This is a genomic window from Singulisphaera acidiphila DSM 18658, from assembly GCF_000242455.2.
In the GTDB taxonomy this organism is placed as follows: domain Bacteria; phylum Planctomycetota; class Planctomycetia; order Isosphaerales; family Isosphaeraceae; genus Singulisphaera; species Singulisphaera acidiphila.
In genome coordinates this window covers 8,827,235-8,839,539 of record NC_019892.1, presented here as the reverse complement: position 1 = coordinate 8,839,539, position 12,305 = coordinate 8,827,235, and the positions used below count along the sequence as shown (strand labels likewise).

Below are 12,305 nucleotides of genomic sequence, written 5' to 3'. Positions count from 1 at the left end.
GCTGCAAAATGAGGAGAGAGCTGTTTTCAGAAATCGAACTCGTCGATGTTCTCTTTGGTGAACGTGAATGGCTTACCGAGGAGGATGTTGTCTCCTTTGATCTCGATGGAGCCGAGCCGGCCCGCTTTGGTCGAGGTGTCGCCTGCTTTGAGCGTGCCGGCGACGATGTCATGCGAGGCTTGGACGGCCAGGTAGCCGAGATCCATGGAGTTCCAGAGGACGACGCAGTCGGTAATTCCTTCATGGACATACCGCTTGTTGTCGTTGGGCAGGCCGAGTCCGATCACCTTGACGTCTTTCCGGCCGGCCTGTTTCACGGCCTCGGCCGCGCCCGGCACTGCCGGGGTGCAGATGGCCATGAACAAGGAGACTTCGGGATTGGCATTGAGGACGGCCGTCGTTTCGTCGAATGCCTTCTTCTGAAGGTCGTCGCAGGGACGGAGCGCTGCCATTTTGATGTTCGGGTACTTCTCCGCGCGACGGGCTTCGATGGACTTTTGCCACTCGATCATATTCGCGGCGGTGAGCGAGGCGGTGATGATGGCGAACTGCCCCTTGTTACCGAGGATTCGCGCGGCGTTGTCCATCAGGGTCTGGCCGATCCCCTCGGGGGTGGCCTGGTTGACGAAGAAGTCGCGTGCGTCCGGCTCGGCGTCGGCATCCCAGGTGATGACCTTGATCCCGCGTTCGCGGGCCTTGCGCAACACGGACGAGATCCCTTGCCGGTTCTCAACGGCCACCGCGATGACGTCCACGCCTCGGGTGATCCAGGTGTCGATGACCTCGTTCTGCTTGGCCGGATCGGGGTCGGTCGGGCCGTCCCAGATCAGCTTGACGCCGAGTTCCTTGGCCGCGTCCTCGGCCCCCTTCCGGCAGGCGATGAAATAGGCGTTGCCCTTGCTCTTGGGCATCATCGCCACGACGATTTGCCGGGCCTCGGTCGGGTTCTTGCCCGTCCGCGCACTGGCGGGGGTCAAGGCGGCCGAGCCTTGGCCCGCGAACTCCTCTTTCAGTGAGCGGACCAGGTAGACGTTGCTGGCCGCCACGATCACGGCCCCCGCGAGGATCACTGCGCAGATCAGGGCCACTTGCACATTCTTCACGTTCAAGTCCTCATCAGCATCGTCAGGAGAGAGGGACGCGGACCGATCGGGTGACGCGGCCGGGGTGCTCGTGGGGCGGCGATCGAGTCCGATCGCGACGAGAAGGAGCACGCCCGTGAGGACGCCGGCGAGTTCGGCCGGCAAGTCCGCCAGTCTCAGCCCGTTCTGTAAGACGGAAATTGCGAACAGGCCGAGGAGCGTCCCGAGAATACTCCCCCGGCCGCCGAAGATCGACGTGCCTCCCAGGACCACCGCCGTAATCGCGAGCAGTTCGTAGCCTGTGCCGGCATCGGCCTTCGCCTGGCCGAGGTGGGCGACGTAGATCACCGCCGCGAGACTCGAGACCAGACCCGCGAGCGTATAGACGAAGCCGACGAGCCGATCGACGGGCAGTCCGGCATAGCGCGCTGCGTCGGGGGCGAAGCCGACGGCGACCAGGCCCCGACCGATCGTCGAGCGGTGGAGGAGGACCCAGAAGGCGAGCGCGACCAAGGCGAACAGCGGTAGCTGCGCCGGGACGACGCCGAAGAGATACCCTTGGCCGAGGAAAAGGAACCGCGAGGGGAAGTTGGTGAAGTTGTCCACGCCGCCGGTCAGGCCCTCGGCGAGCCCTCGGAAGAGCGAGAACGAGCCGAGGGTCACGATCAAGGGAGGGATGCGCAAGCGAGTGATGAAAAGGCCGTTGAGGCTGCCCGCAACCGCGCCGACGCCGAGTGTCAGGGCCGCGGCCAGAGCAATCGGAAGGCCCAGGTCACGCCAGAACGTCCCGAACAGAACGGCCGATAAGCCCATCAGAGAACCGACGGACAGGTCGATGCCGCCGCTGACGATCACCGGGGTCAGGGCGATCGACAGCAGGCCGATCTCGACGCTCAGACGGAGGACTTCGAACGCGTTATCACGCGTCAGGAAGTTGGTGCCGATCACGGAGAAGACGACGATCTCCAGCGTCAAGAGCGCCAGGAGAATGCGCTGCGAGGGCTCGAGCCAGCCGTGGCGTCTGCTCGATTCGAGTCGGGATGATACGGCTGGGACTGACATCGTAAACTAGACCTCGATTTTCAACACGCCTCGCCGATCTTCACTAAAAAACGTGGGAATTTAACCACGAATGACACAAATGACACGAATAATAAAATCTAATAATGAATCGATAGAAAAAACAAATTTAATGCAATTTAATTCCTTTTGTGTTATTCGTGTGATTTGTGTCATTCGTGGTTAAGAGTTCCCTTTTTTGTAAAGTGCGTCCGAAGCAACCGCGAGCAAGATGATCAACCCTTGGATCGCCTTTTCCCACTGTGCCTCGGCGTTGAGGAAGACCAGGGCTGGGCCAATCGAGCCGAGCAGGCAGACGCCGATCAGGGTGCCGATCAGGGTGCCGCGTCCTCCCGAGACCGCTGCGCCGCCGACGACCACGGCGGCGATCACTTGGAGTTCGAGGCCCACCCCCGAGTTGGGGTCGACGTCGCCGAACCGGACCGCGTTCAAGAGGGCGGCCAGGCCGGCCAGGGCACCCATGACGACGAACACGCTGAAGACGACGCGCTGGGGGCGGATGCCGGCCAGCCGCGCGGCCTCAGCGTCCGAGCCGGTGGCGTAGACGGCTCGGCCCGCCGCCACGTTCCGCAGGCTCCAGGCGAAGAGGGTCAAGAGCAGCAGGGCGATTCCGACGACCAGCCATTGGCCCTCGGCCTGCCCCGTGCCGAACCACTGGAAGCCGTGCGGGAGGTTGCGGACGAATTCCCCTTCGCGGACGTAGCGCAGCGACTCGCGGAGGATCACCATCGTGGCCAGGGTCACGACGATCGAAGGCATGCCGAGCCCGGCGACGAGCACGCCGTTGACGGCCCCCATGCCGGCTCCGGCCAGGAGTGTGCCCAGGCCGACGACTGGCATCGGGGCTCCGGTCTTGGCGAGCAGGCCGGCCACGACGCCGCAGATGCTGAATTGAGAGCCGACCGAGATGTCGATCTGACGGCAGACGATGATTAATGTCATTCCGACGGCGGCGACGAGCACCGGTGCGCTCCGGACCACGAACGCGCGGAGCGGCTCGGACCCGAAGAACCGCGGGGCGGCGACCGCTAGGAGGAGCAGGAAGAGGGCGTAGGCCAGAGCCACCGAAAGTTCGCGGCGGTATCGGGTGACGAACCGCTTCATGACGCCACTCCGCTTGCCGCGGGCCGGTGCCCGAGCGCCAGTTCCATGATCGTTTCCTGGGTTGCCCCGTCTCGATCGATCGTGCCGGTCACGGCCCCGCCGTGCATTACGACGATCCGGTCGCTCATGCCGAGAATCTCGGGCAGCTCGGACGAGATCAGGACAATCGCGAGCCCGCGCCCGGCGAGCTCGCCCATCAGCCGGTGGATCTCGGCCTTGGCTCCTACGTCGACTCCCTGGGTCGGCTCGTCGAGGATCAGGACCGAGGGATCGGCCGCCAGCCAACGCGCCAGGGCCACCTTCTGCTGGTTACCGCCGGACAGGTTGCCGACCGGGTCGTCGATTGAGGGGGTCTTGACGCCGAGCCGCCGGACGAAATCGGCCGCGACGGTTCGCTCGCGAGCGGAGTCGATGAGCCCGAACGACGAGACCGCGCGGAGGGTGGCCAGGGTGGTGTTGGCCGCGACCGACATGTCGAGGACGACCCCGTGGTGCCGGCGGTCCTCGGGCACATAGGCGATCCCTTGCGCGACGGCCTGTGCGGGGCTCATGACCGTGACCTCATTGCCACGGAGCAGGATCCTCCCCGAGTCGGCCGGTGTCAGGCCGAAGAGGACCCGGGCCAGCTCGGTCCGGCCTGCGCCGACCAATCCGGCGAGCCCGACGATCTCGCCGGCTCGGACGCTGAGGTCGACGTCACGGACGCCCGAAGCCCGACAGCCCAGCCCGCGGACCTCGAGGACCACGTCGCCGATCGGAACGTCGGCCTTGGGAAAGACGGCGGCCAGCTCGCGGCCGACCATCATCCGGATCAACTCGCCCCGGTTTACCTCGCCCATCTGTCGGGTGCCGACCAGGGTGCCGTCCCGCAAGGCCGTGACGCGGTCGGCCACTTGCGGGAGTTCTTCAAGACGGTGGGAAATGTAGATGATTCCAACCCCTTGCCCCTTCAGCTCGCGGATCACGCGGAACAGGTTGTCGGCGTCGTTATCGCCGAGCGAAGCGGTGGGCTCGTCCATGATCAGGATCCGGGCGTCGGCCCCGAGTGCTCGCGCGATCTCGACGAGCTGCTGCTCGGGCATGGTCAGGCCGCGAACCTCCGCTTCGGGGTCGATCTCTGCGCCGACCCGCGCGAGGAGTCGGCGGGCCCGCTCACGACGTTCGCCCCAGCGGATTCGCCGCCAGGCCCCTCCCGTCTCCAGGCCGATCGCGATGTTTTCGGCGACGGTCAGGTCGGGGAAGAGGGCGGGCTGCTGGTAGATCGCCGCGATCCCGAGTGCCCGGGCGCGGACCGGGTCGTTGTACTCGACGAGCTGCCCGTCGACTTCGAGGGTTCCCTGATCGGGGGTGTGGGCGCCGGTGATGACCTTGATCAGCGTCGATTTCCCCGCGCCGTTCTCGCCGACGAGGGCGTGAACCTCCCCGGCGTTGAGGTCGAACGAGACCCCGTTCAGGGCCTGGACGCCGGCGAATGCCTTGCGGATCGCGGTCAGCCTGAGTCTTGTCGGCACCACCCGCCCCTTGTCGAGATTCCGAGAAGTCATGCCCGGGCTGTGCCCAATGAGGTAAGAGGCTCTACTCTGCCCTTTTCCCGGAAAAAAAGACGACGTTCGTGGGCTATGCCCACTCGACAAGACAGAATGTTTTTATCGGAAACCCCGCGAGTTCTTGGGTTCGTCGCACGATTGAACCCCTCGCGAGGGTGTCATTATAGTGTCTTCCTGCGGCGCTCGCACTACTGAGCTTGCGGCCTCTTTTCCTGGAGTTAGGATCGTTTCGAGAGGACGTCGCGTTCGTAGGAGCGAACCTCAGCCAGCCAATCGAGGCCGACCGGTACGTTCTGGCTCAGGCAGTAGTGGTCCCAGACTGCGCCGAAGGGGAGAGTCTTGAGCTCTTCCAGGAGCGCCAGCCGGGCGGTGAAGTTGTCCAGGGCTTCGTATTCTTGGAGCCTTCGGATCGGTTCGACCAGTGCGATCAGGAGCGCCCGGAGCATGTTCCTGGTCCCGATGACCCAGGCTGCGACTCGGTTGATGCTGGCGTCGAAGAAGTCGAGACCGATGTGGACCCGGTCGAGGTAGTGGCCTCGGACGATCTCCTGCGCGATTGCGACCAGTTCCTCCCCCAGGGTGACCACATGGTCGCTATCCCAGCGCACGCCTCGGCTGACGTGCAAGAGGACCTCGTCCAGGTAGGTCAAGACGGCCGAGAGCTTGTCGGAGATGACCTCGGTCGGGTGAAAGTGGCCGGCGTCGAGACAGAGGATCTTCTTTCGGGAGAGGGCGTAGCCGAGGTAGAACTCGTGCGAGCCGACGACATAGGCTTCGGATCCGAGCCCGAAGAGCTTGCATTCGACCGCGTCGCGGTGAAAGCGCGGGTCGATCGACTCGGCGAAGATGGTGTCGAGTGAGCGTGCCAGGCGTTCGCGGGGCCATCGTCGATCGACGGGGGTGTCTTTCGAGCCATCGGGGATCCAGACGTTCGTGATACAAGGGGTGCCAAGCGCCTCGCCGATGGAAGCTCCAATGTGCCGGCAGGCGATGCCGTGCTCGATCCAGAAGCCACGGATCTGTTCGTCGGGATGGGACAGGGTCCGTCCGTCGGCGGCCTTGGGATGGGCGAAAAAGGTGGGGTTGAAGTCCATCCCCATTTTTTTGTCGCGGGCCCAGTCGATCCAGCCCCGGAAGTGTTCCGGCAAGATCGCGTTACGCTCGATGCGCTGGCCGTTGGTCTCGGCGTAGCTGGCGTGGAGGTTGAGCCGGTGGGACCCTGGGATCAGCTCGAGCGCCTTGTTCAGGTCGGAGCGCAGCTCATCCGGGTTCCGGGCTCGCCCCGGGTAGTTTCCGGTGACTGCGAGCCCGCCGCCGATCGACTCGCCCGTATTCTCGAAACCGACGACGTCGTCGCCCTGCCAGCAATGTAGCGAGATTGGGATCTTCGCGAGTCGCTCCAAAGCGCGATCCACGTCGACCCCGAGTTCCTCGTATCGTTCCTTCGCGGCTTCGAACGCCGCCTCAACGGGTCGAGCTTTGATCGCCATGGTGGCCTTTGCTCTCGTCATTACTTGCGTTTTTGGGGGGTGCGTCGAGTCAGCCTCGTGTGACGTCTTCACGATAACTTAAAGGATGCGGGGATCTGATGCGAGGTCCCCCCGGCTCGCTTGAGCAATCTGTCGAAGAACGAGAAAGCCGAGTCGGTTTCAAGGGGGCGGGGCGATCTCGCCCGCATCGTCGGTGCATCCATTTTGCGTCGGTCAACTTGTATGCTAAGCTCCTGTATCTCATTGGTGACACAATCGTTTATGGATTGGGTTGCCGTCGTGGTGTCCCAAGGCCAAAGATAACTTCTCGGCCTCCCCTCTGATCCCGTGACCAGAGGGAGTGCGGAGCCTTGTTCAAGATGGGAGCCATGAACTTCCTGGGTCATTCTGGCTTACTCGATCGCCATCAGCAGCGGCGTGAGGCCGGCCTGCCGACCGTCTCGGTCCTTTGTGGTGCGGTCGAGATTGCCTTGCAAGAGGTGCGGCGATGGGCGGAGCAGGGGGGCCGGCCCGTCATTCCGCTCCGCAATCCGGACTTCGAGGGAATTCTTGAGGCGTGGGTGGACCATGTCTCCGCCGGGCCCGATCTTGTTCGCAACGCCCTTGTGTGGTTGGCCCGGCATTCGGGCCGATCCGGCTCCCTGGAGGAACTGGCTTCGCAGGTCCAACGAATGACCCCTTTCGAGCGGACCGCGCTCTTTGATTCGTCCCTCACGGATGCCTCCACGGCCGGCGCCGGGGTAGCCTGTCGGTGGATTCTTGATCGCTGGGCCCGGGGGGAGTCGATCGCTGGGCCTGGCCTGACGAGTCGACTGGGCGAGGTGCTTGCGGAGTGCGATGGCACAGGGGGCCGGGAGCGGGTTGTCCTGGCCTTAAGGGAAATGATCCCCTCGGCGAACGACCCGGTCTTGGTCTTGGCTCGAGAGGTCGAGGCAGCCGAGCCGGCGGCCTGGATCGAATCGGCCGCTCTGAGCCTTGCGCGAATCTCGCTGTGGCAGCCATCGTTCGCGACGATCCTGGTACTCGATCCGGTGGAATTCGATGGTTACGTTCGGAACGCCCCCGAGTCGCGAGCGAAGACTCTGATGCGCGCGGGGGTGATCCCGGTCCGAGGACTTGGAGAAGACGAACTGCCCGAGGCGACCGCAGACCTTGACGGGGCGGTTCACCGGCTCGTCTCCGACGGGGCTTCCGACGAACTCGTCCACCTTTTCCTGGACGCCGCCAGGGCCACGACGGTGGTTCCCTCTCCCCCCGACGCAGGCGGAACTGACCCGGCTCGCAGTGCCGCCGAGCGGTTCTTGTTCGAGCGGTTGCAATCGTTGCCGGCGACGGCCGGCCTGTTCGAGCTCAATGCTGTACTCGACTTCCGGTTCGGGCCATCGCGGGCCATGGAGGTCGATCTTTGGGCGCGTTCATTGGGACTCGCGGTCGAGATCGATGGCTACTACCACTTTCAGGACGCTGACGCCTACCGCCGCGATCGGCGGAAGGACGTCGAGCTTCAGAAGCGGGGATACCTCGTCGTTCGTGTCCTGGCCGAGGACGTCGTGGCGCGGCTCGAAGACGTGCTGAGCATTATCCTGGAAGCGGTCGCGTCCCGTGGCGGCCGTGAAAACCATCAACAGAGAGGCGAGGCATTATGAGTGGAAACGGACAGGCCGCATCCACGCCGGTCGGCCAACTCCTCCTGGCACGGCTCCTTGTCGCGGGCGAGAAGGGGGCCACCGGGGCCGAGATCAAGAAGGCCCTCGAACCCCTCCTCGGCCATCGCTGGGCCGGCGCGGCGCTGAGTGAAGAGTTGAGGCTGGCTCTCGCTGACTTGGCGGCGGCCGGCCTGGTCTTGCTGGCCCGCAAGGGGAAGACCGAGCGAGGGACGTTGACGACGGAGGGACGCCATCGGGCTCTCGAGGTTATCGGCCTCGACCAACTCCCTCCCAAGACGACGTGGGACAAGGTCAAGAAGACGTACCTGGCGGCCCGCGCCCTCGGGCTTCCCACTCCGACGGGCGCGACCGCGACCCGGTTCGGCGGTGAGCCGGGCTTCAAGGCCGCGCTGTTGAAGACGAAGTTCGTCCTGCCGATCGGGGACTACCCCGCGATGCAGGAGGCCCTCGACGCCCTGGCCTGGACCCTCCTTGGACTTGAACCCGGCCCGAAATTCACCGTCAAGGCCGTTCAGGCGGCCCTGATCCTCCGCGAGTTGGGCGACCTCGGGAAACTTGGTTCCAAGCCTGACCCCGGCAAGGAGGTCACGAAACTCCTGGCCCGGGAGGTCGGCGCGCGGCAGTCGGGCAAGGATGAACTTCGTCTGGCCTCCATCCGCCACTGGGTTGATGGCGACTCGGACGCCGTTGTCTTGCCTCCTCCCGAACCCCCGTCGCCGTTACCAGCCCGTCCCGAGGCCGAGGATGGGGACGCAACGCCCTCAGCCTCGCTCGACTTGCCTGGCTTCGCCCGGCGCGTCCTGGAGGCGGCGCGGTCGAGCCCCACCGGCCGCTTCGGGACTGACAAAGTCTTCGTCGGTCACGTCTGGTCGGCCCTGAGGCACGAACCGGCCTTCGCGGCGATGGACTCGAATGAGTTCAAACGTAGGCTCGCCGAGGCTAACAACGCCCGGTTGCTCGACCTGAGCCGGGCCGACATGGTTGAGGCGATGGACCCGGAAGAGGTCGAGCGCTCTGAGGTTCGTTACCTCGGTGCCACCTTCCACTTCATCCGAATTTGATGAGGGCCCCTGCGATGCCCGAGACGGCGACCTCCTCCGATCCCCGAGCCCCGGAGACTGCTGGCATGGGACCACAGACCGACGCCCGGATCGCCGCGTTTTGCTCTCCCGAGCACTCGGAAGTTTTCCACGCGGTCGCCTCCCGGAGCGACATCTGGAAGGAGGACCCCTTCGACGTGGAGACGATCCACGAGGAGGCTCGCACCACCTTCCAGCGGCTGGTCCACCGGGCCACGAGTGTCTCGGGACCGTCGTCGGGCCGAATCCTCTTGCTTCAGGGCGAGGCTGGAAGCGGTAAGACGCACCTGATGCGCGCCTTCCGCAACTGGGTCCACGCGGGGGGGCGGGGCTACTGCGGTTACATGCAGATGACCTCATCCACGAGCCATTATGGTCGTTATGTTCTGAACAACCTGATCGATTCGCTCGATCAGGCCTACGACCAACGCGTCGGGGAGATCTCGGGCCTGATGCGGCTCTCGACCCTGATTGCCGAGAGCCCAAAGGGCGTCTCCATTGATCGGGTCGATCAACTCCGCAACGACGAGCTCGATTATGGCTGTCTGGCGAAGCTGGTCGACGCCCTGGCCGATCAGGTGGTGCTGGACGACCGGTTCAACAGCGTGGATATCGACCTCGTTCGTGCTCTCCTCTTCCTGCAAGCGAACGACCCGCGCGTCAAGAGCCGGGTCCTCAAGTACCTTCGCTGCGAAAAATTATCCGACCACGACCGTTTGATCCTCGGCGGGATGGTCCCCCGCGACTACGATGACGCCCCCCAGTGGCTCATCCAGCGCCTCGGCGAGTTGATGGCCAACGTCGGGTCGGTCCCGCTTATCCTCTGCGTCGATCAACTTGAAGATATCTATAACCTCGATGAGGCCCCGGTGCGGTTCCGTCGGGCGATGGCCACGCTCTGCGACATTGTGAGCCGGACCCCCTCGGCGATCGTGGTGATTTCCTGCCTGGAGCAGTTCTACACGTTGCTCAAGGGGGGACTCACCATGCCGCTTGTCGACCGGATCGAGAAGGACCCCGCGCCGATTCAACTGAAGGGGACCCGCGAAGAGGACGAGATCGTCCAGATCGTTTCGCACCGGCTGCGTTATCTCTTCGATGCTCTCGACGCTCCGTTTCAGGACGACGACTCGACCTTCCCGTTTACGCCGGCTTATCTTCAAAAGCTTGCCGGGATGCGGACCCGCGACGTCCTCGAACGTTGCCAGGAATACCGTGAGCGGTGCATTGGCGCGGAGATGCTCGTCGGACTCGAGAATGGGCCCATCGACGTTCGCCCGCCCCACCTCGACCGGGAACGCGTCAGCACGACCCATTTGGAGCAAGCCTGGAACGATTTCCGATCCGAGCTCGAAGAGGATATCCCGGCCGAAGACCCGGCGCTTGCGACGCTGTTGGCCGGGGCGATCCACGATTGCTCGCAGGAAATCGAGCTCGGCCACTGGTTCGAGACCGAGGCAGACAAGCGATTCGTCGCTGTCGAATCGCATGGCGCTGATAACAGCGTGGGCCTGCTCGTGGTCGGCGTCTGCAACGGCACGGCCAAGGGGGGATACCTTGGCAGACTCATCACCGAGGTGGTCGATCGGGCCGGCGAAAACCGGCCGGTCATTGTGCGGTCGACCGCCTTCCCGGCCAACCCGAACGCCGCGGTCTCCAAACAAATCGGCGAACTGATCACGCACGGGGGCCGACGCGTCGTGGTCGAGGATTCGGACTGGCGGACGATGGCCGCCTTCCGGCAGTTCCGCAAGCAGCATCACAATGACGCGGCCTTCAGCGCCTGGCTCCGGGAAGAGAAACCATTGAGCCGCCTGAAATCGCTCCGGGCGATTCTCGACCTCGATCACCTCAACGCGACTCTGCCTCCCAAGGCCGAGGTAACTCCTGTTCCCACCAAGCCCACCGAGACCGCCCCGGCGCAACCGGCCGCCAAGTCCCGCGCGGAGGCGGCTCAGCCGGGGCCGATCGCCGTCGGCTCGACCAACGACCGGGCCAAGGGAGCGGTGACCCTGGAGGTCGCCGAGCTCACCCGCCATGCCGCCTTTCTCGGGGGGACGGGGAGTGGGAAGACGACCGTCGCGCTCGGTCTCATCGAGCAGCTCCTGCTGCGTGGGATCCCGGCGATTCTGGTCGATCGCAAGGGGGACCTCTGCGGGTACGCGAGCGAACCCGCCTGGTCGCGGCCACTCGACGACCCGGCCTTGATCGAGCGGCGGCAGCAACTCCGCGATCAGGTCGAGATGGCCATCTATACGCCCGCGAATCCGAACGGGCGTCCCCTTTCGATTGCGATTGCCCCGGCCGGACTCGGGCAGACCGGTTCGTTTGAACGGAGCCAGATCGCCCGTTTTGCGGCGTCCGCGCTGGCGGGGATGATGAACTATGGCACCCGAGGGACCGACTCGGCTCGCCAGGCGATTCTGGCAAATGCGATCGACCTGCTCGCTCAGTTGGAACCGGCGGGCTCGGTCTCGTTGCCCGGCCTGATCGAATACATCGCCGAGAAGGATGCCGGCCTCGTGAACGCGGTCGGCCGGCTCGATACCAAGCTGTTCGAGCGACTTGTCCAGGACCTGGAGACCTTGCGGTTGAGCCGGGGCGAGTTCCTGGCCGCGCGTGGCGAGCCGATCGAGGCGGAGGCGCTGCTCGGGCTTGGCCGGTACGCGGTCCCCGGCAAGACGCGGCTGAGCGTCATCAGCACCAAGTTCCTCGGGGCCACCCAGGACGTCCAGTTCTGGGTCTCGCAACTGCTGGTCGAGATGGGGCGCTGGGCGAGCCGGTCGCCGTCGGCCCAGTTGCAGGCGGTCCTCATGTTCGACGAGGCCGACCTCTATCTTCCCGCGACCCGTCAGCCCCCCACCAAGGAGCCGATGGAGGACCTCTTGAAGCGGGCCCGCTCTGCCGGCCTCGGTCTTTTCCTGGCCACCCAGAGCCCGGGCGACTTCGATTACAAGTGCCGCGACAACATCCGGACCTGGTTCGTCGGCCGCGTCAAGGAGCCGACCGCCCTGGCCAAGATGAAGCCAATGCTGAGCGATTGCCGGGTCGACGTTACCGCCAGGCTCTCCACTCAGGAACCCGGTGAGTTCCACCTGCTCCGCGACGGGGCCGTCACCAGCCTCCGGGCCGGTTTGTCCGCAGTACTTCCCGAGCAACTTCCCGAAGACGAGATCCTGGCGCTCGCCCACCGGACCCTGGGGAGCGATGTTCAGAAATAATGAGGATATGAGGTCTTGTGGGGTGGGCTGTGCCC

At 64.7% G+C, this 12,305-nt stretch carries 7 protein-coding genes; 3 read left to right on the top strand and 4 right to left on the bottom strand.

Annotated features, from left to right (window positions below; all coding sequences use genetic code 11):
- Positions 1-26: 26 nt before the first annotated feature.
- The 4 genes from SINAC_RS34280 to SINAC_RS34265 form a co-directional block, all read right to left on the bottom strand.
- Positions 27-2,144 carry a substrate-binding domain-containing protein gene (locus SINAC_RS34280; RefSeq protein WP_015250123.1) on the bottom strand — a complete coding sequence of 706 codons (2,118 nt, stop codon included), beginning with the start codon at positions 2,142-2,144 and terminating at the stop codon, positions 27-29.
- A 180-nt stretch (positions 2,145-2,324) separates the two neighbouring features.
- Positions 2,325-3,266 (bottom strand): ABC transporter permease, encoded by a 942-nt coding sequence (locus SINAC_RS34275; RefSeq protein ID WP_015250122.1) that lies wholly within the window; start codon positions 3,264-3,266, stop codon positions 2,325-2,327.
- Positions 3,263-4,810, bottom strand: a complete 1,548-nt coding sequence (locus SINAC_RS34270; RefSeq protein WP_015250121.1) for a sugar ABC transporter ATP-binding protein — start codon at positions 4,808-4,810, stop codon at positions 3,263-3,265. The genes SINAC_RS34275 and SINAC_RS34270 overlap by 4 nt, the downstream gene beginning before the upstream one ends.
- Positions 4,811-5,031: 221 nt before the next feature.
- The gene (locus tag SINAC_RS34265; RefSeq protein ID WP_015250120.1) at positions 5,032-6,303 is read right to left on the bottom strand and encodes an L-rhamnose isomerase; all 1,272 of its coding nucleotides are present in this window, start codon (positions 6,301-6,303) and stop codon (positions 5,032-5,034) included.
- A 359-nt stretch (positions 6,304-6,662) separates the two neighbouring features.
- Here SINAC_RS34265 and SINAC_RS34260 point away from each other — a divergent pair, with 359 nt between their 5' ends.
- The 3 genes from SINAC_RS34260 (at position 6,663) to SINAC_RS34250 (ending at position 12,270) form a co-directional block, all read left to right on the top strand.
- Positions 6,663-7,949 (top strand): DUF559 domain-containing protein, encoded by a 1,287-nt coding sequence (locus SINAC_RS34260; protein ID WP_015250119.1) that lies wholly within the window; start codon positions 6,663-6,665, stop codon positions 7,947-7,949.
- Entirely contained in the window at positions 7,946-9,031 is a 1,086-nt protein-coding gene (locus tag SINAC_RS34255; RefSeq protein ID WP_015250118.1) for a hypothetical protein, read from the top strand. Before SINAC_RS34260 ends, SINAC_RS34255 begins: the two co-directional genes overlap by 4 nt.
- 65 nt (positions 9,032-9,096) lie before the next feature.
- Complete coding sequence (locus tag SINAC_RS34250) at positions 9,097-12,270, top strand: ATP-binding protein (RefSeq protein ID WP_237722709.1); 3,174 nt, start codon at positions 9,097-9,099, stop codon at positions 12,268-12,270.
- The last annotated feature ends 35 nt before the right edge of the window (positions 12,271-12,305 follow it).

Excerpts from the sequence above, each read along its gene's own strand:
- SINAC_RS34280 (WP_015250123.1), bottom strand. The coding sequence starts at position 2,144 with ATGTCAGTCCCAGCCGTATCATCCCGACTCGAATCGAGCAGACGCCAC.
- SINAC_RS34275 (WP_015250122.1), bottom strand. The coding sequence starts at position 3,266 with ATGAAGCGGTTCGTCACCCGATACCGCCGCGAACTTTCGGTGGCTCTG.
- SINAC_RS34270 (WP_015250121.1), bottom strand. The coding sequence starts at position 4,810 with ATGACTTCTCGGAATCTCGACAAGGGGCGGGTGGTGCCGACAAGACTC.
- SINAC_RS34265 (WP_015250120.1), bottom strand. The coding sequence starts at position 6,303 with ATGGCGATCAAAGCTCGACCCGTTGAGGCGGCGTTCGAAGCCGCGAAG.
- SINAC_RS34260 (WP_015250119.1), top strand. The coding sequence starts at position 6,663 with ATGGGAGCCATGAACTTCCTGGGTCATTCTGGCTTACTCGATCGCCAT.
- SINAC_RS34255 (WP_015250118.1), top strand. The coding sequence starts at position 7,946 with ATGAGTGGAAACGGACAGGCCGCATCCACGCCGGTCGGCCAACTCCTC.
- SINAC_RS34250 (WP_237722709.1), top strand. The coding sequence starts at position 9,097 with ATGGGACCACAGACCGACGCCCGGATCGCCGCGTTTTGCTCTCCCGAG.